We start from the raw sequence: 23,803 nt of genomic DNA on the forward strand, positions 1-23,803 counted from the left end.
TTTTTTAAAAAAAGGAGTGTAGCTTCATGCGCATGGACACATCGCCGATCACAAAAACACCAGCAGCAAAAGTGAAACGTGTTCGGAAAAAATGGAATGGAGACCAGCTGCTTGCCCTGCTATTTTTAGCACCGTCAGCTGTTTTATTATTCATTTTTGTTTACGGATTTATTGGCTGGACAGGATATGTTTCATTATCGAACTGGACATCGCTTGTTCCTGATTTTTCTTTCGCAGGTATGAAAAATTATGTCATGCTGTTTCAAGATTTTCGCTTTCAGTCAGATCTTCGAAACACGGTCTTTTTTACTTTATTCTTTATTGGAGCAGTCATTGCTTCTGGGCTTGTACTGGCCATTTTACTAGATCAGAAGATCAAGGGGGAATCACTTTTTCGGAATCTCTTCTTCTTTCCGATGGCCCTTTCCTTTGTGGTCACAGGTGTTGTGTGGCAATGGATCCTAAATCCATCAACTGGGGTGAATCTGTTTTTAAAAACTCTCGGCATCCAGCCCAAGTGGTACACGGATACGAACATTTTAGCTGGATTTGTCTGGGGGAAAATTGAGTTTGGTGTACCGGCAGCAATGATTGCAGTTGTCATCGCTGCTGTGTGGCAGATGACAGGGTTCTCACTTGCGATGTATTTGGCTGGTCTTAGAGGTATTCCAGAGGAAGTGAGAGAGGCTGCTAGAATGGATGGCGCAACCGAGTGGCAAATCTACTGGAAAATCATTTTCCCGCTGTTAAAACCAATCACAGCGAGTGTCGTCATTATCATGGCACATATTTCTTTAAAGATCTTCGATTTGATTTACTCGATGACAGGACCAGGTGCAAACTTTGTCACCGATGTGCCAGGTGTTTATATGTTTGAAATGACCTTTAGAGGAAACCATTATGCAGGTGGTGCCGCCATTGCGATCGTTATGCTGATTTCTGTTGCGGTCTTTATCGTGCCGTATCTCCTGTCTAGTCGGAAGGGGGCTTCATCATGATCGCAAGAGGGTTTGTCCGTCCAGTTCTTTATGCTTTATTAATACTGTGCAGTTTGTTTTTTCTCATGCCTGTTTATGTCATGCTCGTCACAAGCTTAAAGCCATTAGGTGAAGTGACCCTTGAGCGAATGTGGTCGCTCCCATCTACACTAGATTTCTCAAGCTACAAAATCGCTTTTGAAAAGTTATCACCCAATTTAATGAATTCTCTTTATCTAGTCATTCCTGCTACCTTATTGTCAGCTGTATTAGGTGCGATGAATGGCTATGTGCTGTCTAAATGGCGCTTTAAAGGATCAGAAGTGGTGTTTACCTTCATGTTGTTTGGTATGTTTATTCCATATCAAAGTATCCTCATTCCACTTATTCAATTTTTACGTGAAATCGGCTTGTATAACTCCATTCCGGGACTTGTGCTTGTTCATGTCGTATATGGCCTGCCAATCACAACACTCATGTTCCGCAATTTTTATGTAAGCATTCCTGATGAAATGATTGAATCAGCGAAGATGGATGGAGCCGGGTTTATCGGGATCTTCAGACATATGATTCTGCCGCTTTCCATCACAGGGTTTGTCGTGGTTGCCATTTGGCAGTTCACAAATGTGTGGAATGAGTTTCTATTTGCGGTCACTATGACCACAGCAGAGAATCAGCCGGTCATGGTCGCATTGCAAAATTTATCAGGCAGTCAAATTGTGCAATGGAATGTTCAAATGGCAGGTGCCATCTTGGCTGCACTGCCGACACTTTTGGTCTATATTCTACTTGGAAAATACTTTGTGAAAGGGCTTCTTGCAGGCTCTGTCAAAGGGTAAATTGATTTTCTTGTTATCGTTTTCATTCGGTGTACTGAAAGGATTGACTTCTCTTTAGATAGCGTCATAATAAAAGTTGAGACTTGCTAGTTTTCATCTTGCTAGGCAAGGATTATCAAAGGGTAGCAAAGGGAGGAGTCATCCTGAATGAAGCAGTCACCAATTTTTTTACTGCCTGAATTGAAGGAGAGAATATGGGGAGGTACAGCCTTAAGGGATCAATTTGGCTATGATATTCCTTCTGATCAAACGGGAGAATGCTGGGCAATTTCTGCTCATCCAAACGGACCAAGTGTCGTGCAAGATGGTCCATATAAAGGGGAAACGCTGATCGAACTATGGGACAATCACAGAGAATTGTTTGGGGGAATAGAAGGCGATCGCTTCCCGCTCTTAACAAAAATTTTAGATGCAAACCAAGACTTATCCGTTCAAGTTCATCCAGATGATGATTATGCGGAAAGACATGAAAATGGCGAGCTTGGAAAAACAGAGTGCTGGTATATCATTGACTGCAAAGAAGGCGCAGAAATGATCTACGGTCATAATGCAAGGACGAGAACTGAGCTTGTGACCATGATGAACAGCGGAGATTGGGAAGGCCTTTTGCGGCGAGTGAAAATTAAGCCGGGTGATTTTTATTATGTGCCTAGCGGTACCATTCATGCACTATGTGAAGGCACACTGGTTCTCGAAACGCAGCAAAGTTCAGATACGACCTATCGGGTGTATGATTATGAACGAAAAGACCAAAATGGCCATGAACGTGAACTTCACTTCACGCAGGCCATTGATGTCACAACGGTTCCTCATGTAGACGGTTATGCAGATGAATCAGTAGAAACTCGTCCAGGGGTGACCATTAGAACATTTGTAGAAGCAGAATACTTCTCTGTGTATAAATGGGAAATTGATCAAAAAGTAGAGCTATCGCAAGATTATCCGTTTTTGCTGTGCAGCGTTATTAATGGGGAAGGGTCCTTAGAGCATAATGGACATACATATCCGCTGCCAAAAGGAGCCCATTTTATCCTGCCGGCTGAAACTGGGAACTTCACCATTGAAGGATCTTGTGAACTGATTGTGTCACATATATAAAGAAAAAGAGGACTTCGAGAGTCCTCTATTTTTCTATTGCATAAAGGACTTGAAAGAGACTTGTTTTTGTCGATAAAGAGATTAGTAGACTATTATGCAAAGTTAAGAGAGGGACAGGGAACGTGAAAAAAACCATCAAGATTATGTTACTCGCAGCTGCCTTTGGTATGACATTACACACAGGCAAAGAAGTGCAAGCAGCCTCCTATGTCGATCAATCCATTTATACGATTAGCACCTCAAAAGTATTTACAACAGAAGCAGAAGTGAAAAAAGCGGTTGACACGTTGAAAAAGGATAAGAAATGGACAGCCACTTATCAAACGTCAGGAAATACATCGACCTATCAGCTAACTGCCTCAGGATATGACTCACAAGTAGCAGCGAGTGCAAGCGCCGCTGCATTAAAAAAAGAGTTAGGCATGAGCGGTACGGTGTCTCCAGTAGGTGACCGCCTTCCTTTACAGAAAATCGTATCTGATCCAATCAACGATGAAAGTCAGGCGAAAAAACTGACGCTCGAGCTGACGAAAACATCAGGACTCAATAGCGCTTATGAAGCTATCAATCAAAGCAGACCATCATATCAGGTCATATCAGGAGCCATTGATTCTGAAACGAAAGTCAAAAGTATCCAAACCGAACTGCAAAAACAGGCCGGAGTCACTAGTACATACCAAACCGAAAACAAAGCGGGCACCGTGTATCAGCTGATCTCAGGCAATATTGTTGGACAGAGTAAGGCGAATACCATCCTGCAAGGTTTTCAAAAGGAATCTGGTTTAAAAGCAGTACTCCAAACGGTAGCAGCAGGCAAACCGTATTACATCGTCACATCTGCTGCACAAACGAATCAGTCTAAAGCGCAAACCCTTCTGACCCAGCTACAAAAAGAAGCGAAAATCAGTGGGAAGATTCAGAAGGCTGGAGCTGTTAAAAATGTGTATAGCATGGAATCAGGCTATTTCAAAGACAATAAACAAGCAGCCTCAGCGGCGGCTCAGATCAAGAAACAAGCTGGTGCGTCAGGGACTGTGCAGCGAGTAGGAAAAACGAAAAATTATATCGTAAAGCTCAATCAATTAAATGACACAACTTACGCAAAAACAGTTGCCTTTTTCAAGAAAAAGAAATGGCGCTATACGTCTAAAAAGATCTCCTCTACACAGCCATATCAAGTAGTGACTGGGAATCTTTTGGGCGATGATCAAGCGAAAAAAGCAACGGCATTTTTCCAAAAGAAAAAAGTATCCGCCACAACGAAAAAAACAGGCAAAGCATCTGACAGCACGTATCGACTTGTTGTGAATCAAGCAACGGATCAGACAAAAATAAATAAAGGTGCTGCATACTTAAAAGCACAAAAGGTGACAAGCAGCATCACAACAGGCAAGGGACAAACAGTCAGTAAAGCATACAGCCTAAAGACAACCCCTGTATATGATCAAAGCAAAGTGAAGCAGGCGCAAGAGATCATGAAAAAAAATGGAGTTGCCAGCAGTACAAAAACATTAACAGAAGCTGTTAAGCAATACCGTATTACGACAGAGGCGACTGTGAATCAGACAAAACTGAATCAAGCCTTAAGTTATTTAACGAAACAAAAAATGAAAGCAGCCGCCCAAAAAACGGGAGCAACTGATTATGGTCAATATCAGATCAAGACTGGGGTCATTTCGACTGTTGCCTTAAGAGATCAAGGCATGACATTCTTCAAAAAACGAAATGAACCAGCTGCTTATACAACAACGACAAAACCGGCATATAAAATCAACATCACACAGCAGTTTACAGGATTACCAAATGCGAATGCGGCCATTGCTTTTGTGAAAAGCCAATACGGCTGGACAGCCACAGCGACAAAAATCAAAAACGGTCCAATGGTGATGCAGACGAATTATAACCTCACAGTCAATGAGATGGTAAACAAACAAATGAAGGTATCGCCGCAGACAGACGGTGCAGCCTATGTCTATGCGACATATGTAGACCCAGCAACGTCCACAGTGAATACAGACGGGCTAAATGTACGTTCTACACCTGATTCAAGTTCGGCAAGCAACATCGTCGCACAGCTGAACAAAGGAACAAAAGTGAAGCAGCTTGGAAAAGAAGGCAACTGGATCAAGATCAACCTTGGCTGGAGAAATGCGAGTTCAGCAGAAGTATTAAAATATGTAGACCCAGCGAATATCGTGGAGGGCACTCAATCTTATTTTCAATTTCTCAAACTCTCTGAAGCTGCAAATCTCAACCCGACTGAAGTGAATACGAAGATTTTAGCAGGGAAAGGGATTCTTGCCGGAAAAGGACAAGCCTTTATCACAGCAGCGAAAACGTATCATATTAACGAAATCTATCTCATTTCACATGCATTGCTTGAAACAGGTAACGGAAATTCCATTTTAGCGAATGGTACGATGTTTAATGGGAAAAAAGTATATAACATGTATGGTATAGGCGCATATGACAGCAACCCGAATTATCTCGGTGCAAAGTATGCGTATGAACAGCAATGGTTCACACCTGAGGCGGCCATTATTGGCGGGGCAAAATTTATTGGTAACAGCTATATCAATAACGCCACATACAAACAAGATACCATTTACAAAATGCGGTGGTCTGCGACAGCCACTCACCAATATGCAACGGATATTGGCTGGGCTTCTAAACAGGTCACACGTATGTATAGTTTGTATAACTTACTTGATAACTATACGCTGTATTATGATATCCCCGTGTATAACAAATAAAAAAACGTCCGTGCTTCTTAATGAGAAGCCGGACGTTTTTTGTGTAACAGCTGATGTTCAATAAAGGAAAGAAGCTGCTGACTTGATTTCCCTTTTGAATATTGGTTCCATTCCTCAGCAAAGGTTTTCAATAAGTCTTGATTGGCTGATTCGTTTAGCTGCTTAAGCTCCTCTAAGAGCATATCTTGAGTGACGCAAGCCTTTCCTGGAATGATGTCTTCATAACGTTCGACTAAGCCGCGTTTCATGCGATAAGTCTCTAGATCGTAAGTGAAGAACAAAACAGGCTTTCGGAGCAGCGCATATTCAAACACAATGGACGAATAATCTGTAATCAGGACATCGCATACAGAGAGCAATGGAAAGAGCGGCTGATCGGACACATCAAATATCCACTCACCATCTGTTTCTGCTTTGGCTAGGTGTTTCACTGCAGGATGAAGTTTGACGAGCAGGATATAGTCACCATTCAGCTCTCTCTGCAATTGTTCTTTAGAAAAAGGTAAGACAAGACCGTCCATTGCAAAGTCCCGGTAGGTCGGCGTATACAGCAGCATTTTTTTGCCTTTTGGAAAAATATCCGTCTGAAAGGAAATAGGGCGCTCATCATAGTACGCATCTGTGAAGGGGACACCTGTTGGCAAAAAACGATCGTCGTTGACGCCAAATGAAGTTTTGAAAATCTCGCGCATGTGATCTGAGCCAGTAACGATATAATCGAAAGACGCATAGACCCGCTTGAAACGCTGCAGATCACGAGAACTTCGGTGATGATTTGAAGCATCTTCAAGACCGAATTTTTTCAAAGCACCATTGGCGTGCCACACTTGAATACAAGTAGTAGAAGGTCTATTTCTTAGCACACTTGTCATCAGAAAATAATTATCTGTGACGACAACTTTGCTTTTTAGCATCGTATAGATACATTGAATGAGATGGATGGGATTTTTTTCATGAAAATAGCGAAATGACACATGAGGCACGTCCTTTTCTATCACGGAAGCATGCTTCGTATAGAGGACAGTGAGCTTCATTGTCATATTCGCCTGTTGTTGATAAGTATCGATGAGAGCAGCTGCATTCTCTTGGAATGAAACAAGCAGCGTCACCTGATTGTCACGAGGTTTCACGCCGCTCATGAGCCATCCAGCAAAAGAAACAAAAGCTGCATAGCATGAGATGATCATTGAGTGTATATTCATCATGTATCAGTCTCTCACAGCTGCTTCGTCTGATCTTTTACTTGCTCAGGATAGTAGCGCTTTTTCCCTTTGTTTTCTTTTAATACGGCAAAAGCGTACTTTGGGATATTCAGCATTCGTTTCCATCTCCACGGATTGACAATGAGTCTGTACAGCCATTCCGTATTTGTTTTAATCATCCAGCGTGGTGCACGCTTCACCGTTCCGCTAAATACATCAAAGCTTCCGCCTAAACCGATGCAAACAGCTTGCGGGAACAAATGACGGTATTCATAAATAAAGTTCTCTTGGTTTGGATAACCTAAAGCAACAAACACCATATCTGCTTTTGAACGAGCAATTTGTTTTGCCACAAATCGTTTATCCGCTTGATAACCATCACAGCTGCCTGCAATCACCACATTTGGATATTCCGTATCAATTCGCTGTTTGACAGCCTCGAGCACTTCTTCTTTCGCCCCATATAAAAAGATACTTTTAGATTGCTTGTTTGCGAGATCAAGCATAGACATGAAGACCTCAAAGCCTGCAATTCTTGATTTCAACGGATGGTTTATAAGACGTGACATCAAGACAACACCTACACCATCAGGTAAGACATAGTCTGCAGAAGAGATGACTTTATGATATGCATGATCCTTCATAGTTGCATAGCCTATTTCTGGATTCACCGTTGCAATCATTGCGCCTCTTCGCTGTGAAAGGTGGTGTTGGTTCATATAACTAATAAATTCGTCTAAGTCGCCATTTACATAAGAAAGGTTAGAGACCACTTCTGTTTCCACTGTATAAACCCCCTTTTTCTTTTTGTTATCTATTGTACGATCATTGTAAATTCATTCTTAACCTACAGATCATTTTATCACAGTTGCTCCATGAAATATTAACAATAACTTTACAATCCTTTTAATTTCATGACATTTTAATAAACAACTAGTCTCTAAAAACGTTGAAATACTGTATTGACGCAGTTTCACTATTTCATCCATTAAATTGGAAATAGTTTGTCTTTACATTTTCTTAACGTTTTTTAGGCATTATGATATAATGAGGTTCCGAAGAGCGAAAAAACATGACCGATGAGAATAGGATTACGGATAAACATTACTGCTTGAAGCAGTCGAATAAGGATGAAGAAAGGAGTTTATGTTTGCAATGAAGAAAGTTATTACTTACGGTACATTTGATTTATTACACTGGGGGCATATCAAGCTGCTAGAGCGTGCAAAACAGCTTGGAGATTACTTAGTAGTGGCCATCTCGACAGATGAGTTTAATTTACAAAAATCAAAAAAGGCTTATCATAGCTACGAGCATCGAAAGCTGATTTTAGAAACCATTCGTTATGTAGATGAAGTCATTCCAGAGAACAGCTGGGATCAAAAAGTCCGAGACGTACAAGAACATGACATTGATGTGTTTGTTATGGGGGATGACTGGGAAGGTAAATTTGATTTCTTGAAAGAGCATTGCGAAGTCGTTTACTTGAAGAGAACAGAAGGTATTTCGACAACACAAATTAAGGAAGAAATTGCTGGACTATAATAGATTGAAAAAAAGTACTTCTTATCTTTTGGTGAGAAGTGCTTTTTCATGTAAAATACAATAGCAAGTGATCATTTTTATAAGGAGAGCTTCCTGTGTTTCAAAATTGGATGAAGAAAAAAGGTGAACACACATTGGATCAACCTGAACTAAATGAAACAATGAAATCGGTTGAAATTCCTGACATGGACTACTACTTTATGATGGGGGATGTGCCAGAACAGGACAACACCTTAACGGATTCATTAAACTTAAGATTAAAATCATTGGCTGAGAAGAATAAACGAGCTACCATCTTAACTTTGAATTTTGACGTAAATGTAAAGGGGCATATTCGAAGCCTGGAGGAGAATGTCCACCCTCAAATTTCCATCTTGAATGTATTTGAACACTATATTTTACCGGAGAGCGGGAGTAAAAGGGTTTATTCGGAGTTTATTACAGGTACCGTATCGGAATCGATTAATGAAGTCGCTATATCTGAGGACAACTCAACCGTTCAAGTGACAAGATACGAACTACCTTCTTCCCCCATTCTGTATATAGATCAATTTAATGAAGAACAGCAATTGATGAAACGGGAAGAATACGATATACATGGCGCTTTACGAAGAGTACTTCACTATGTTCCTCATAATGGTGTCCCTTTTCTGGAAGAATTCATTAGAGATGATAGAAGTATCTACATGGAAACCATATATTCTGGGAGTGCCAAGAAGAATACAGTAAGGCATATTAATTGGTACAAGAAGACAGGCATCACCACATTTGTGAAAAAATCCGATATCGTACAGCAATGGCTATCTGATATTCAAACAAAAAATGAACGCATGAAATTGATGATTGCAGAAGATCGAGAGATAGATCACGATCTGTTTAAAATGGAAAAATCTGATTCAGTATTTTATGCTGCTTTTGTGCATGACGCACACTACGAGGAAAATCCCCGTCAATTGCACGCTCATTATGAAGAACTATTTAAACAAATCAGGAAGCAGCAGGTAGATGCTATTTTCTTTTGTCATCCGAAACATAAGGAAGATGTCGAAAACGTTTTAGGGGAACAATCTTCCTTTTATCTATTGCCACAGGATGATGGTTCTTCTTGGGGAGCAGCTCTTCAGAATATGCTTGATAATCGAGTACTTAAAGAAGAACTAAGAAGTGTTGTGGAACATGCAAGATGGATGTTGCGTGATGTAAGCTCTGAGCATCATGTCCTTCATCTGCAGCTTGAGATGGAAGGCGAAATGAACATTGCGGATCAGGTAGAAATAGATTTTGTAGGGTTTGATCGAGTCAATGGTGCTGAAATTATTTCTCAAACCATCAACGAAAATCAACAAGTGATTTTCCCGATTGGTCATTTTCAAACAAAGAAACAGATCGAAATCAATCAAACGAAACATGTCGATTTTTACATCCGAAGCAAGTCAAAAACACATCATCAAGAGGTGCTACAGCGTTTAGAAGTGGAAGAAGAACTGCTCACCAACAAACCTTCGCCAATAGATGGGTGGTCTTACCAAACGAAAAATGGTTACTACTCTTGGAAGATCAATTAAAGAACGAACTGTATTCTTTGTGAAAGCATGTGAATGAAAATGAAAAAAATCGTTACAATTTTATATATCATCGTTTTTAAACTCTTGTTTTTGGGTGTCAGTAAACTGCAGCCAAAAAAGAAAACGGTTATTTTTGAAAGCTTTAATGGAAAACAATTCAGCTGCAACCCGCGTGCTATTTTTGAGTATATGAAAGAAAATCACCCTGACTATACGTTGATTTGGAGCGTTAAAAAAGGGTATGAAGCACCGTTTCAAGAAAAGGGCATCTATTATATTCATCGTCTGTCGTTTAAATGGATTCTTGCAATGGCAAGAGCCGGGTATTGGGTTGTAAACAGCCGTTTGCCGCTATGGATTCCAAAACCAGGCCACACAACTTACTTGCAAACATGGCACGGGACGCCTTTAAAACGACTGGCTGTGGATATGGACGAAGTTCATATTCCTGGAGCAAATACGAAGAAATATAAAACGAATTTCACGAAAGAAGCATCGAAATGGGATTGTCTTATATCTCCTAATGCATACTCGACTGAGATCTTTACACGTGCGTTCCAATTTCAACAGACCATGATTGAATCAGGGTATCCAAGAAATGATTTTCTGTACAATCAGAATAATGAAGGAACGATAAGAGCGCTGAAGCAAAAGATGAACCTGTCTCTTGATAAAAAAATCATCCTCTATGCACCGACTTGGAGAGACGATCAATATTATACAATTGGAAAGTACAAATTTGAATTGGATCTTGATCTGCATGAGTTGAGGTCATCTATCGGAGAAGAATATATCATCATCCTTCGTATGCACTATTTAGTAGCGGAAAACTTTGATCTCGGACCATATGAAGGCTTTGCTTATGACTTCTCCCATTACGAAGACATTCGAGACCTTTATATGATTTCTGACCTACTCTTGACAGATTACTCTTCCGTGTTCTTTGATTATGCAAACCTTAGGCGTCCAATGCTGTTCTATGTTCCAGACATCGAAACGTATCGCGACAAACTAAGAGGGTTCTATTTTGACTTTGAACAAGAAGCACCTGGTCCGCTTGTGAAAGAAACAGCAAGTGTGATTGACTGGATCAAAGAGACAGAGAAATCGACCTTTACATTACCAGCTTCATTCGCATCATTTTATGAAAAATTTTGCTACTTGGAGAATGGAGAATCATCTAAGCGAGTCGTAGAGACCATTCTGAATAAGGAAAAAAGATGAAGGGCATAAATCAGGTAACATACTTTCATTGTATGTTTACCTGATTTATGCCCTTTTTGTAACTTTAGTTTTAGATCTTTAAGCCTGTAAATGACAAAATCTCTCTAAAAAAATAAAACTTTTTTAGCGAAATTTGTTGAAAATTAAAAGATTTAAAGTCTTTAGAATCAAAAAGATGTTGTTTTTAAGGCAGCATAAACCTATAATTGTTGTTATAGTTAAAAAATTGTTTAAATATGTTGTGTTTACCAATATGGATTGTCAATTGAAAGTGCAGGGGATTTGATTGTCAAAAAGGATTTTATTAATTTCTCAAAATTTCTACCCTGAAATAGGTAGCGCTGGTAATAGACTCAAGAATATATTTTTGATGCTGCACAGAAAAGGATACGATGTGAAAGTTTTAACAACGGATCCAACTTATCCAGAAAAAAATTTCTATGATTCTCATGACCTTTGGGACGAAGAAGAATTAAATAGTCAGAATGAAAGATTTATAAGAGTGAAAGTAAAAAACAAAAAATATGCTTTTAACTTTTTGAATAGACTTTTCTATTATCTAGAAATAATGCTTAGGATGATCATATTTATTTTTAAGGATAAAAATAAATATGATCTAATTTATGTTACAACCCCCCCGATTTTTGTCGCCTTTGCTGGGATTATTGCTAAATTTAGATATAAAACAAAAATGATTTTAGACATAAGAGACTTGTGGCCAGACTCTTTAAAAGGAGTGGGGATATTCAAAAATCCCATGATCATCGGTTTTTTTAAACTTGCAGAAAAATTTGTCTATTCAAAATCAGATCATATTATCATTAACAGCCAAGGTTTTCAAAAGCATTTACAGGAGCAAGAAGCTAAATTAACGTTCATACCAAACTCTGCAAGGCGTGAAGAACTGCCAGAAATTTCAGTAAAAAACACGAAGAAAGAGTTTAAAGTAGTGTTCGCAGGCAATTTAGGTCTTGCTCAAGATGTGCATGTCTTTCGTGATATTGTTACGAGTTTAAAGGATTATCATATCAGATTTATGATTCTAGGTTATGGAGTCAATAAGAAAGAATTAGAGAGATATATCATTGAAAAAGAATTGAAACACGTTGAATTTATTGATCCATTATCAAGAAAAGAGTGTCTCAAAATGATGGCGAATTGTGATATTGGTATAGCAACGCTTAATCGTTCAGTCATCTTTGAAACGGTTTTGCCAGGACGTATTATAGATTACTTGAGCTGCCAGTTACCTGTAGTGGCTTCACTTTCTGGATATTCAAAAAAATTAATTGAGCAAGAAAATGTAGGTTTAGTAGCTAAAACAAAAACGAGTGACGAAATGGTTTCTCTTATTTTACACTTGTATCATCATCCGGAGTTGGTTCAAGAAATGAAAACAAATTGCGAGAACTTTATTGAAAAGAATTTTTTATGGGATAATAATATTATAATTTTAGATAATGTAATAAAAAATACTATAAAAAAGGTTAATGAAGCATGAAAAAAAATGTATGTATGTTTGTATGGAACCACTTTACCAACGATGCCAGAGTTTTGAGAGAATGTACAGCATTGTCAGAAGACGGATCTGATGTCGATCTAATTTGTATCCACGATCCATCAATGCCTGGATTAAAGACATATGAGGAAATCAATGAAAGATTTCGTGTCCACCGAGTTAAAAGGTACCCTCGATGGTTAGTTTTATTTCAGTCTATGCTGACTTTGCTAAAGAAGAAAAAGTATCTTCTACTTCTTCTATTACTAGTGTGGGCTGCGGGTGTTTTTTATTTACCGATTATAACGATCGCCTTCACAATCCTATTTTCATCCTTACTTCTTAAAAAGGTGAGAACATTAATCATTAGATCAAGTATCTTTTTAAGAATGATTGTAAAAGGATGGAATAAAAATTATGATATCTATCATTCTAATGATTTAAATACTTTACCACAGGGTGTTATTTGTGCAAAGTTTAAACTTTTTAACAGAAAAAAACTCATCTATGATTCACATGAAGTTCAAACAAGTAGGACTGGGTATGATAGCAAACTATATGGGAAGATGGAATCTTTCCTTTTAAAGTTTGTTGATCAAATGATAGTCGAAAATCACACGAGAGCCAAGTACAACGAAGATCTCTATGGTTTTTACCCAAAAGTCGTTCATAATTATCCGTTCGATCAAAAAAAAGAGATAGAGAAAATAGATTTGCATGAGATTTTAAACATTTCCAAGGATGAAAAAATTCTGTTGTATCAAGGTGGAATTCAAACTGGTAGAGGTTTAGAAAATTTAGTTAAGGCAGCACCTAATTTTGAAGAAGGCATCCTCGTCTTTATTGGAGATGGCCGAATTAAAGAAAGCCTTATGCAATTAACGGAAGACATGAAGCTTACTGATCGAGTGAAATTTTTACCAAAGGTGCCTTTGGAAGATCTCCCTAGGTATACAAAAAATGCTTATTTAGGTTTTCAGGTATTGAATAATGTGTGTTTCAACCATTATTCAGCCTCTTCAAATAAACTATTTGAATATATTATGGCGGGTGTGCCTGTCATAGCATGTGACTTTCCAGAAATTAAGAAAGTTGTTTCAGGTGAAAATATTGGAGTAGTCGTTGACTCTCACGATCCGATTTCAATCGCAGCGGGTGTAAACAAGTTAGTTTTAAATCCTGAATTGCGTCATCAGTGCAGTGAGAATTGTCATCAGGCAAGGCTTAAATACAATTGGGAACAAGAAAAAAAATCACTTCTAAAAGTTTATGGACAAATTCAATCATAAGGAGAGTAAAAATAATGAAACTTTGTACAGTAGGTTTGGGGTATATTGGTCTGCCAACTTCAATTATGTTTGCGAAACATGGTGTTAAGGTCGTAGGAGTAGATGTGAAACCGAGTGTGATAGACTCTTTAAATAGTGGAACGATTCATATAGAGGAGCCAGGTCTCCAAGACGCTTTGACTGAAGTTATTAAACTTGAAAAATTTAAAGCTTCTTTAACACCAGAGGAAGCAGATGTCTTTATCATCGCTGTTCCTACACCTAACCGTGATGACATGTATAAATCATGTGATTTAACGTACGTAGAGAGCGCTGTTGAGAAAGTAATTCCATTCCTGAAAAAAGGGAATGTTGTAATTATCGAATCTACTATTGGTCCAAGAAGCATGGATGACGTGATTAAACCATTATTCGAAGAAAAGGGTTACGTTATTGGTGAAGATCTATATCTAGTACATTGTCCGGAAAGAGTTCTACCGGGTCAAATTCTTCATGAACTAATCTTTAATAACCGGATCGTTGGCGGGATCACAGAAGCTTGTACAGAGGCGGGAGCAAAAGTATACGAAACGTTTGTTCAAGGTGAAATTATTAGAACAAATGCCAAAACCGCTGAAATGTCTAAACTAATGGAAAATACGTTTAGAGATGTTAACATAGCACTTGCAAATGAACTTACCAAAGTATGTAATGATCTAGACATTAATGCGCTAGATGTCATTGAAATGGCCAATAAGCATCCACGTGTTAACCTGCATACACCTGGACCTGGTGTCGGCGGACATTGTTTAGCAGTAGACCCGTATTTTATTGTAGCGAAGGCCCCTGAAACAGCGAAAATGATTAACTTATCACGCTCAATTAATACATCTATGCCATACTATGTCGTCGAAAATGTTGAGAAACTTATGCAAAAAGTAGAAGGAAATAAGGTAACTATTTTTGGACTTACGTACAAAGGAAACGTCGATGATATTCGAGAAAGCCCAGCAATGGAAATCTATCATTTATTAAAAAATCAGAATAAATATGAAATCGATGCATATGATCCGCATGTGGATGAGGAGTTTGTCATTAAAAACTTAGAAGAAGCTGTTCAACAATCTGATTTAATTTTGATTCTAACCGATCATCAAGAGTTTAAAGAATTTGATTTTGAAAGACTTGATGGCATGAAAAATAAAATGATTTTTGACACAAAAAATGTTCTGCAAAACCGACATGAACATTTCACTTATATTAATTTTGGAAATCTCTCTTCTGAAATAAAAAAAGAAGAAGCCTTGGTTTAAATCTGCTTTTCCTTGGTGAATGTAAAGCTCGGTTTTAGTAGAAAGGAGTAGCAATGGATATACCTTCAACAGAAATTATTAAGACATTTAAAGAAAATGCTGACCAACCAGAAAAATGGTTATTAACAAACACTAGGGGAAAAAGAGTTTTTTTTCAATTTGGTTTAGAAGAAGCAGAAAGAAATTATCTATCCTATATTGGCAAAGAAGTGATTGAACAAGGCTCTTTGTCCAATCAGTCAGAGAAAATAGATACGTTTGTGTTAGGAAATGCTACTGAATTTATGTCAGATGTTGATCGATTAGTTGATGATGCATTACCATTTTTAAAAGATGATGGTGTGCTGTTATTTTGGATTAACCATAATCAAAATTCATTGCAAGTTAAGTCAATAGTTTCTTTAATACTTTACATGCATAAAAAGAATTTTCGTATTGAACAAGTCATCAGGTCTTCATGGACAGGATTTATTGCGATTCCTATAAGTTCTAGTGAGATAGACTTTGCGGAAAATCTATTGAGTATACTATCTCGAATAAAGCAGGTAGAAGATAATAGTCAAAATGAAAGTCAAAATCAAAACACTGAATTAACATCAAAACTTCTAAAAAGATTAGTAGAGTCAAAGGAAGAGAAGTTAAATTTGGTGAATAATGAGAGAAAAATATTAGAACAAGCTAATAAGATGGAAAAAGAACTAAACCTAATAAAAAAACGTTACAAAGCTCTATCCTCATCCAAATTAGGTAGATTGACACTAGCTTACTGGAGATATAAATCTCAAAAAAGAAAGAATAGGTGAATTTGTGTGGGGAATTACCAGAACCATTTAATGCTAAATCAAAAGAAAAAATCAAGTGCAAATCAGGAGCTCGCATATTATAAAGAAATGTTAAAAGTTTTTAATCAAAATAAAGACTTTAAAGAGTTAGAAAGTTTATTGGAAAAAACGCCTGATTTCAAATCTTCACAACTTTCAAATGATGTGAAGATTTTAGAAGACAAGAGAAAAGAATATGTACAATATCTGAAAAAAAATTACAAAAAGGGCTTTTATGATTCAGTCAAAGCCCAAATTGCCAACTTACCTTCAAGTAATGGTACAAAATACTTTCAAAAAAATAATGCTTCAATTGGGATTATCGCAGATGAGTTTTTATATAAAAGTTTAAAAGATGCAGCGAATTTCATTTATATTAATCAGGATAATTATAAAAAAGAAGCTGATAAAATTGATTTGTTTTTATTGTCCACTGCTTGGAAAGGATTGGATGGGAAATGGAAAGGACTCGGCAATCCAAAAATTAAAAAGGTAAGGAACGAAATTAAAGCAATTATTCAATTTTTCAAAAGTAAAAATATCCCTGTTGCATTCTATTCTAAAGAAGACCCCGTTAACTATGAATATTATGTTGACTTAGCGAAGCAAGCGGATCATATCTTTACAACTTGTAGTGAAGTGTTAAATGATTACAAAAAAGATTGTCCGAATGCTAAAACATATAATGTACTAGAATTTGCAGTAAACCCGCTTTATCATAATCCAATCGGGACTAGAATAAATAGAAGAGAAGATATTTTATTTGCAGGTTCTTGGTATCAAAAGTATCCTACGAGGCAAGAAGATACACGAGAATTATTTGAAGGCGTCATAAATGCAGGTAAAGATTTGACTATTGTAGACAGAAACTTCGAATTAGGATCAGACCGTCATTTTTATCCTAAGGAATATGTGCCTTATATTGTAGAGTCAACGGATCACGAAACTCTACAAAAGATACACAAATTATATGACTTTACTTTAAACCTTAACTCTGTAAAAGATAGCAATACAATGTTTGCCAATCGAGTCTATGAACTTCAAGCAACAGGGACAATTGTCATTTCGAACTACAGTGTTGGTATCAATAGTAAATTCCCTAATGTGTTCTTAGCTAATACGAGTAAAGAGCTAGAAGTTTATCTGCAGAAATTGTCAGATAAAGAAAGGTATCAAACGCAAATGGAAGGTGTGCGAACAGTTTTAAGGTCAGAAACTGCTTTTCATAGGGTACAAGAATTGATACAAGTAGTTAGTGATCGTCAGAATAATCTTCAGAAACGAGATGTTCTTGTAATTGCGGAAAAATTAGACGACCATACAATCAACATGTTTAATAAACAATCCTACCCTGATAAAAAGCTTGTCTCTCAAGATGAAATGACAGATGATCTGTACAGAAGTTTTGATATCGTAGCTTTTTTTAGCAGTAAATATGAATATGGTCAATTTTATTTAGAAGATATGATCAACGCATTCAAGTACACGAATTGTGACTATGTCACAAAAGATGCTTATGAGCATAACGGTGAGTTTACAAATGGTGTAGAACATAATTATATCGAAAAAATAGAAGATCGTTTTAGAACAGTGTTTTGGAGAGACTCGTTTCAATGGGAAGATATTAAGGAGATTTCAAATACGTCCATTCCTAATGGATACAGTATCGATCCATTAGAGCTATCAACAACTTCATATGGGATAGAGAAAAATCAGCAAGTACGTGAATATGATTTGTCGGTCATTATCCCTGTATATAATAATGGACGACATCTGCTTTACAAATGTTTCAGAAGCTTACAAAGAAGTTCTGTTTTTGAAAAAATGGAAATAATCATTATTGATGATGGATCAACCGATAATATGACACCTCACATAGTGCATACACTTGATAAACATTATGACAATGTGAAAACGTATATGTATCCAGAAGGTGGAAGTGGTAGCGCATCTAGGCCTAGAAATAAGGGTTTGGAGTTTGCTACAGCAAAATGGATAACTTACTTAGATCCTGATAATGAAGCGATAACAGACGGATATAAAGAGCTGTTAGATGGCTCCTTAGAAGAAGATCATGACATGTTTATTGGAGACATGGTTAGGCTTTCTGATGTCAAAGGGTTGTCTTCTTATTATCCTAATATGATGTCTCTTAATAAAGGAATTGATTACAGACGGGGACCTCATTCAGACTTTTTAATTAAAGCCTCATTTAAAGCCATGAGTATTCAGGCCTTAATCGTTAAAAGGGACTTATTGCTAAATCACGAGCTCAAAATGGTTGAAGGAGCAATAGGTGAAGATACTTTGTTCTTTCATGAAATGTTGTTGAAGACCAAATCTTTCAAGGTGATCAATACACCCGTCCATATTTATTATGCCATGGTAGAAAATTCTTCGATTAATCGAATCAATAAGAAATTCTTTGAAAAGTATTTCATACTCGAAAAGGAAAGAATTGATTGGTTAAAAAGGGAAAATTTATTAACATCTTACAAGCAAGATAAATTAGAAAATTATGTAGAAAATTGGTATTTGAAAAAGTTGAGTAATATTGAACATGATGATAAAGAAGCGGCAAAAAGAATATTAAGAGATATATTGAATTTGTATGAAGGTATGAAATGGAAAAGCCATAAGATATTAGAATTTCTGAAAGATAATGATTGATACTAAACGCCTTATGTTTAACATAAGGCGTTTAGTATTTGAAGTGTATGTTAAGAACATCGTCTAAAAACATAAATTCTACTGCCTGATTAATAGCTGTCTGTATAATGAAGACGAGATGTAAAAGTTTGTTTATACATCAAAGATGAAAAGAAGGAATTTTTCTGTTACAATTATGAGCGGTGCTTTTATCAATTTAAAGTCTATTCTATTCAATTAAAATTAAGGAAGATTAGAGTGAATGCATTGTATAAAATTCTAAAAGAGCAGTTTGGTTCAATGCCATTAATTTTAAGGTTAGCTGTATATGAAACCAAATCAAAATATCAATTGAATTATTTGGGCGTTCTGTGGCAATTATTGAACCCACTAATTCAAATTATGGCTTATTGGTTTGTGTTCGGTTTAGGTCTTAGAGGGGCCGGAAGAACCGCAGAAATGGCAGACGGTTCTCACGTAAGTATACCCTTTCTTATTTGGATGTTAGCAGGTTTAATTCCATGGTTTTTTATTAGTTCGACGATTACAGAGGGTGCGAATAGTGTTTTTAAACGCATAAACTTAGTATCTAAGATGAATTTCCCTATTAGTGCTTTGCCTTCAGTAGTCATCACTTCAAATTTATTCAGCTACTTTTTAATGATGGTTATTTATGTGATTATGCTCATAGCAAATGGCATCTATCCTGATATCCACTGGATTCAATATATTTATTATTTTATCTGTATGATTGCGTTTATGTTCGCTTTCAGTCTGTTTAATTCAACGATTAGTGTTCTTGTTCGAGATTATCAACAACTATTGCAATCCTTGACAAGATTACTCATGTTTTTGCTGCCTATCTTATGGGATATTGGAGATAAATTCACGGGTAAGTATGAATGGATTGCGACTACCCTAAAATTAAATCCCTTATATTATATTATTGATGGATTTAGGAAAAGTTTTATTAAAGGAGATTGGTTTTTTCAAGATGTCAAATATACGCTTTATTTTTGGCTGATTACACTTCTTCTTTTAATAGTTGGTTCATTGCTACATTTGAAATTTAGGGATAAATTTGTCGATTTTCTTTAAAAAGTAAGGAGATTATACGATGAAACTAAAGGTTTCGTTTCGAAACGTATCCAAGCAGTATTTTCTATATAAAAAGCAGTCAGATAAAATCAAAGGGCTGTTTTTTCCGAATAAAAATAATAAAGGTTTCTTTGCTGTTCGTAACGTTTCCTTTGATGTATATGAGGGTGAGACAATTGGTTTTGTTGGGATCAATGGGTCTGGAAAATCGACCATGTCTAATCTTTTAGCAAAAATCATTCCCCCAACAAGCGGTGAAGTTGAAATGGATGGTCAGCCCTCGTTAATTGCCATTGCAGCAGGGTTGAACAACCAATTAAGCGGGAAAGACAATATTCGTTTGAAATGCTTAATGATGGGGTTGACGAACAAAGAAATAGATGATCTTTATGAACAAATTGTAGAGTTTGCGGATATTGGTGATTTTATTGAACAGCCTGTAAAAAGCTATTCAAGTGGAATGAAATCTCGACTTGGTTTTGCTATTTCTGCACATATTGATCCAGATATCCTCATTATTGATGAAGCATTGTCTGTAGGAGATCAAACCTTCTATCAAAAATGTGTGGATCGCATTACAGAATTTAAAGAGCAAGGAAAGACGATCTTTTTTGTTAGTCACTCCATTGGTCAAATTCAAAAAATTTGCGACCGAGTTGCATGGATGCATTATGGCGAGCTTCGTATGTTTGATGCTACGGATAAGGTCGTAGAAGAATACAAAGGGTTTGTGAATTGGTTTAACAAGCTTTCTAAGAAAGAGAAACAAGAATATCACATGGAACAGAAGGAAGCTCGAAAAGGAGTACACAAGGCAGAAAAAGTCACTCGTTATAAAGATAGAGGAGAGAAACGTTCATTTTTTGGTCCTGCATTTCAAGTGACCTTTGTTACAATCTTGACGATTTTACTTGCTCTTTCGATGTTTTCAGATCGCCCACTTCGAACGCTGGCCACCTTTGGGGCCATTACGTTAAATAAAACAGAAGTGCCCCAGTCCACAAGTTCTCAGCCGAAGGATACGTCTTTAAAAAAGGTTGATCAACAAGGTATTGTTGTGGAAGATCCATTAACAGTCTATAAAGACCAAGCCATGAAGGAAAAGGCAGACGTCTCGTTTTCGTTTGGACAAGAAGTACAGGCTATAGGTGAAAATAAAAAAATCGTTCAAATTAAAACAGCAGCAGGAACGTATTTTGTGGAGCCGAAAGCCTTTAAGACGACGGATAAATTGAAGCCATTATCCATCGGACCAGGTCAGTTTAATTCTTATGTATCACCCGCATCTGCAGGTTCGTATGAGTACTTACTTTCTTTTCTTGGGAAAGAAGAGTCTGTGCTGAAGCAAAGAATGCAGACACTTAGCTCGGTCAAAAGTGAACAAGGCGATACCATTGAGCGGCTGACCACTGAGAAAACCGATTATGTGATTGAAAATGGCCAGGCAAATACGATGGTGTTCCACGAGATCATGCCCATCTCTCCTTCAACACTTGGACTAACAGAACAAAATGTCTGGATGAATGAGAAACAAACGAAATTCGCAGTAAAAGGCGAAAATCATCTATTTGTTATCGATAATGAACAGCATACGCTGACTGTTTCAGCGAGCAAATAAAAAGCTGCCGATGCCGGCAGCTTTTTTTAATTCACTTCTTCTTTTTCAAGAAGTTGTTTCATAAATGGAATGAGCTTTTTCTTTAGCTCTTCATCTTGAAGGGCAAACTCTAGCGTCGTTTCAATGAACCCTTGCTTCTCTCCGACATCATATCGTTTTCCTTCAAAATCATAGGCAAATACACGCTGGATGTCATTAAGCTTTTGGATGGCGTCTGTCAGCTGAATTTCTCCACCTGCACCAATTTCTTGTTGATCAAGGTACATAAAGATCTCTGGCGTGAAAATGTAGCGCCCTAAAATAGCTAAATTGGATGGTGCGGTTCCTTGCAGCGGCTTTTCAACAAAGTTTTTCACTTGATAGCGGCGGCCTTCTTGGGTAAGAGGATCAATGATCCCGTAGCGATGCGTATCGCTGTCTGCTACTTGTTGAACGCCGATCACTGATGATAGGGTTTTTTCATATTCATCCATCAGCTGGCGAAGTCCAGGTGTTTCGGCTTGGACAATATCATCACCTAATAAAACAGCAAAAGGTTCATCACCGATAAAGTTGCGTGCGCACCAAACGGCATGTCCGAGTCCTTTAGGTTCCTTTTGGCGGATGTAATGAATATCAGCAATATTAGAGGATTTTCTCACTTTTTCTAAAAGTTCACTTTTTCCTTTTTCTTCAAGGTTGCGCTCAAGCTCTGGCGCAAAATCAAAATGATCCTCAATGGCTCTTTTCCCTTTTCCAGTGACAATAATAATGTCTTCAATTCCTGACTCAACAGCTTCTTCAATAATATATTGAATAGTTGGTTTATCAACGATTGGCAGCATTTCTTTAGGCATAGCCTTTGTGGCAGGGAGGAAACGTGTCCCGAGACCTGCAGCTGGTATAATGGCTTTACGTACTTTTTTCAATGAACTTTGCACCTTCCTTACATAGATAACCGATTTAATAATCAATGTTAGTTCTTGGTCGTCTTTATAAAGTGTAACTTACAAATCATAGGAAAGACAAATGATTTCACTAAAAATGATTTTTAGATAGTTTACATTTTATATGTTAAATGTAAAGGAGGGTGAATGATAACGTTAATTCAATGTAAATTTCTTTTTTATATCATTAAATTTATCCTCCAAATTGTGTATAATTGAAAGTATTATACTAGGAAAGAGGCATAAACAAGTGAAAAAACTAAATGTAATGACTATTTTCGGTACTAGACCTGAAGCAATCAAAATGGCTCCACTTGTCCTTGAACTTAATAAACATCCACAAATAAATTCAATTGTCACTGTCACAGCTCAGCATAGAGAAATGCTAGATCAAGTTCTTGAGGCATTTTCTATTACGCCAGACCATGATCTAAACATCATGAAGCAGCGCCAAACATTATCTGAAATTACATCAAATGCATTGTTGAAACTAGATCAATTATTCCAAGAAGAAAAACCTGATATTGTGCTTGTTCATGGCGACACAACGACAACCTTTGCAGGAAGTTTGGCTGCGTTCTATCACCAAATTTCTGTCGGCCACGTTGAAGCGGGTTTAAGAACACACAATAAATACTCGCCGTTCCCTGAGGAATTGAACCGCCAAATGACAGGCACTATTGCTGACATTCATTTTGCCCCTACGGCTGAGGCGAAGCAGAATCTTTTAGTAGAAAATAAAAAAGAAGAGACCATCTGTGTGACAGGGAATACCGCCATTGACGCCCTGCAAACAACAGTCACAGAACAATATCAACATCCAATTTTAGAGAAGATCGGTTCAGATAAAATGATCTTATTAACGGCTCATCGCAGAGAAAATCTTGGTCAGCCGATGAAGAACATGTTTAGAGCGATTCGCCGTGTTGTCGAAGAATTTGAAGATGTTCAAGTCGTATACCCTGTTCATTTAAATCCTGCTGTTCGTGATGCGGCACAGACAGAATTCAGTGATCTTGATCGTGTGCACTTAATTGAGCCGCTTGAAGTGGTTGATTTCCATAACTTCGCTGCTGCGTCGCACTTTATTTTAACGGATTCAGGCGGTGTGCAAGAGGAAGCCCCTTCTTTAGGAAAGCCAGTATTAGTGCTTCGTGATACAACAGAACGTCCTGAAGGCGTGAAAGCTGGTACGCTTAAGCTCGCAGGTACAGATGAAGAGACCATTTACAACATGGCAAAACAGCTTCTAGTCGATCAGAAAGAGTACGACAACATGTCAAAGGCGTCTAATCCATATGGTGATGGACAAGCGTCGAAACGAATTGTCCAAGAACTCCTTCATCGTTTTGGTTTAAGTGATGAAAAACCAGCCCCATTTCAATCATAAAAAAGAAGACTACATTCCT

17 protein-coding genes and 1 pseudogene are annotated in these 23,803 nt (G+C 37.4%); 15 read left to right on the forward strand and 3 right to left on the reverse strand.

The window, feature by feature from the left end; all coding sequences use genetic code 11:
• Positions 1-26: 26 nt before the first annotated feature.
• From ACTJJD_RS08285 to ACTJJD_RS08300, 4 genes are all read left to right on the forward strand, one after another.
• Positions 27-998: a carbohydrate ABC transporter permease gene (locus ACTJJD_RS08285; protein WP_024719268.1), complete on the forward strand. Its 972-nt coding sequence runs from the start codon at positions 27-29 to the stop codon at positions 996-998.
• Positions 995-1,816 carry a carbohydrate ABC transporter permease gene (locus ACTJJD_RS08290; protein WP_007499907.1) on the forward strand — a complete coding sequence of 274 codons (822 nt, stop codon included), beginning with the start codon at positions 995-997 and terminating at the stop codon, positions 1,814-1,816. The genes ACTJJD_RS08285 and ACTJJD_RS08290 overlap by 4 nt, the downstream gene beginning before the upstream one ends.
• A gap of 147 nt (positions 1,817-1,963) precedes the next feature.
• Positions 1,964-2,914: a mannose-6-phosphate isomerase, class I gene (manA, locus tag ACTJJD_RS08295; protein WP_440608282.1), complete on the forward strand. Its 951-nt coding sequence runs from the start codon at positions 1,964-1,966 to the stop codon at positions 2,912-2,914.
• A 122-nt stretch (positions 2,915-3,036) separates the two neighbouring features.
• The gene (locus ACTJJD_RS08300; protein WP_440608283.1) at positions 3,037-5,667 is read left to right on the forward strand and encodes a glucosaminidase domain-containing protein; all 2,631 of its coding nucleotides are present in this window, start codon (positions 3,037-3,039) and stop codon (positions 5,665-5,667) included.
• A 17-nt stretch (positions 5,668-5,684) separates the two neighbouring features.
• Here the strand turns inward: ACTJJD_RS08300 and ACTJJD_RS08305 are convergent, their stop codons facing one another.
• Both ACTJJD_RS08305 and ACTJJD_RS08310 read right to left on the reverse strand, forming a co-directional pair.
• Positions 5,685-6,872, reverse strand: coding sequence for a CDP-glycerol glycerophosphotransferase family protein (locus ACTJJD_RS08305; protein ID WP_440608284.1), 1,188 nt, complete (start codon positions 6,870-6,872; stop codon positions 5,685-5,687).
• Between the two features lie 11 nt (positions 6,873-6,883).
• Entirely contained in the window at positions 6,884-7,654 is a 771-nt protein-coding gene (locus ACTJJD_RS08310; protein ID WP_025208087.1) for a WecB/TagA/CpsF family glycosyltransferase, read from the reverse strand.
• Between the two features lie 370 nt (positions 7,655-8,024).
• Between ACTJJD_RS08310 and tagD the strand changes: the two genes are divergently transcribed.
• The 10 genes and pseudogenes from tagD to tagH all read left to right on the forward strand — a co-directional run bounded on the left by tagD (position 8,025) and on the right by tagH (position 21,468).
• Positions 8,025-8,414 carry a glycerol-3-phosphate cytidylyltransferase gene (gene tagD, locus ACTJJD_RS08315; RefSeq protein ID WP_008343212.1) on the forward strand — a complete coding sequence of 130 codons (390 nt, stop codon included), beginning with the start codon at positions 8,025-8,027 and terminating at the stop codon, positions 8,412-8,414.
• 95 nt (positions 8,415-8,509) lie between these two features.
• A complete protein-coding gene (locus tag ACTJJD_RS08320) occupies positions 8,510-9,979 on the forward strand; it encodes an alpha-glucosyltransferase N-terminal domain-containing protein (protein WP_440608285.1) in 1,470 nt (489 codons plus the stop codon).
• 36 nt (positions 9,980-10,015) lie between these two features.
• Positions 10,016-11,203: pseudogene (locus ACTJJD_RS08325) on the forward strand (CDP-glycerol glycerophosphotransferase family protein); the annotation flags it as partial.
• Between the two features lie 286 nt (positions 11,204-11,489).
• On the forward strand, positions 11,490-12,704 hold the full coding sequence (locus tag ACTJJD_RS08330) for a glycosyltransferase family 4 protein (protein WP_268390693.1): 1,215 nt from the start codon (positions 11,490-11,492) through the stop codon (positions 12,702-12,704).
• On the forward strand, positions 12,701-13,990 hold the full coding sequence (locus ACTJJD_RS08335; protein WP_440608286.1) for a glycosyltransferase: 1,290 nt from the start codon (positions 12,701-12,703) through the stop codon (positions 13,988-13,990). The genes ACTJJD_RS08330 and ACTJJD_RS08335 overlap by 4 nt, the downstream gene beginning before the upstream one ends.
• 14 nt (positions 13,991-14,004) lie before the next feature.
• Positions 14,005-15,282 carry a nucleotide sugar dehydrogenase gene (locus ACTJJD_RS08340; protein ID WP_061420364.1) on the forward strand — a complete coding sequence of 426 codons (1,278 nt, stop codon included), beginning with the start codon at positions 14,005-14,007 and terminating at the stop codon, positions 15,280-15,282.
• A gap of 53 nt (positions 15,283-15,335) precedes the next feature.
• A complete protein-coding gene (locus tag ACTJJD_RS08345) occupies positions 15,336-16,085 on the forward strand; it encodes a hypothetical protein (protein ID WP_440608287.1) in 750 nt (249 codons plus the stop codon).
• Between the two features lie 6 nt (positions 16,086-16,091).
• Positions 16,092-18,773 (forward strand): glycosyltransferase, encoded by a 2,682-nt coding sequence (locus ACTJJD_RS08350; RefSeq protein ID WP_440608288.1) that lies wholly within the window; start codon positions 16,092-16,094, stop codon positions 18,771-18,773.
• Positions 18,774-19,010: 237 nt separating this feature from the next.
• Positions 19,011-19,850 carry an ABC transporter permease gene (locus ACTJJD_RS08355; RefSeq protein WP_025208081.1) on the forward strand — a complete coding sequence of 280 codons (840 nt, stop codon included), beginning with the start codon at positions 19,011-19,013 and terminating at the stop codon, positions 19,848-19,850.
• A 19-nt stretch (positions 19,851-19,869) separates the two neighbouring features.
• Positions 19,870-21,468: a teichoic acids export ABC transporter ATP-binding subunit TagH gene (gene tagH / locus ACTJJD_RS08360; RefSeq protein ID WP_440608289.1), complete on the forward strand. Its 1,599-nt coding sequence runs from the start codon at positions 19,870-19,872 to the stop codon at positions 21,466-21,468.
• A gap of 26 nt (positions 21,469-21,494) precedes the next feature.
• Here the strand turns inward: tagH and galU are convergent, their stop codons facing one another.
• A complete protein-coding gene (gene galU, locus ACTJJD_RS08365; RefSeq protein ID WP_440608290.1) occupies positions 21,495-22,376 on the reverse strand; it encodes a UTP--glucose-1-phosphate uridylyltransferase GalU in 882 nt (293 codons plus the stop codon).
• 268 nt (positions 22,377-22,644) lie between these two features.
• On the opposite strand from galU, the gene wecB reads away from it, so the two are divergent.
• A complete protein-coding gene (gene wecB, locus ACTJJD_RS08370) occupies positions 22,645-23,784 on the forward strand; it encodes a non-hydrolyzing UDP-N-acetylglucosamine 2-epimerase (RefSeq protein WP_008343196.1) in 1,140 nt (379 codons plus the stop codon).
• The last annotated feature ends 19 nt before the right edge of the window (positions 23,785-23,803 follow it).

Origin of the sequence: Bacillus sp. 22446 (assembly GCF_052044955.1) — a bacterium.
In the GTDB taxonomy this organism is placed as follows: domain Bacteria; phylum Bacillota; class Bacilli; order Bacillales; family Bacillaceae; genus Bacillus; species Bacillus altitudinis.

Excerpts from the sequence above, each read along its gene's own strand:
- ACTJJD_RS08285 (WP_024719268.1), top strand. The coding sequence starts at position 27 with ATGCGCATGGACACATCGCCGATCACAAAAACACCAGCAGCAAAAGTG.
- ACTJJD_RS08290 (WP_007499907.1), top strand. The coding sequence starts at position 995 with ATGATCGCAAGAGGGTTTGTCCGTCCAGTTCTTTATGCTTTATTAATA.
- manA (WP_440608282.1), top strand. The coding sequence starts at position 1,964 with ATGAAGCAGTCACCAATTTTTTTACTGCCTGAATTGAAGGAGAGAATA.
- ACTJJD_RS08305 (WP_440608284.1), bottom strand. The coding sequence starts at position 6,872 with ATGATGAATATACACTCAATGATCATCTCATGCTATGCAGCTTTTGTT.
- tagD (WP_008343212.1), top strand. The coding sequence starts at position 8,025 with ATGAAGAAAGTTATTACTTACGGTACATTTGATTTATTACACTGGGGG.
- ACTJJD_RS08335 (WP_440608286.1), top strand. The coding sequence starts at position 12,701 with ATGAAAAAAAATGTATGTATGTTTGTATGGAACCACTTTACCAACGAT.
- ACTJJD_RS08340 (WP_061420364.1), top strand. The coding sequence starts at position 14,005 with ATGAAACTTTGTACAGTAGGTTTGGGGTATATTGGTCTGCCAACTTCA.
- ACTJJD_RS08345 (WP_440608287.1), top strand. The coding sequence starts at position 15,336 with ATGGATATACCTTCAACAGAAATTATTAAGACATTTAAAGAAAATGCT.
- tagH (WP_440608289.1), top strand. The coding sequence starts at position 19,870 with ATGAAACTAAAGGTTTCGTTTCGAAACGTATCCAAGCAGTATTTTCTA.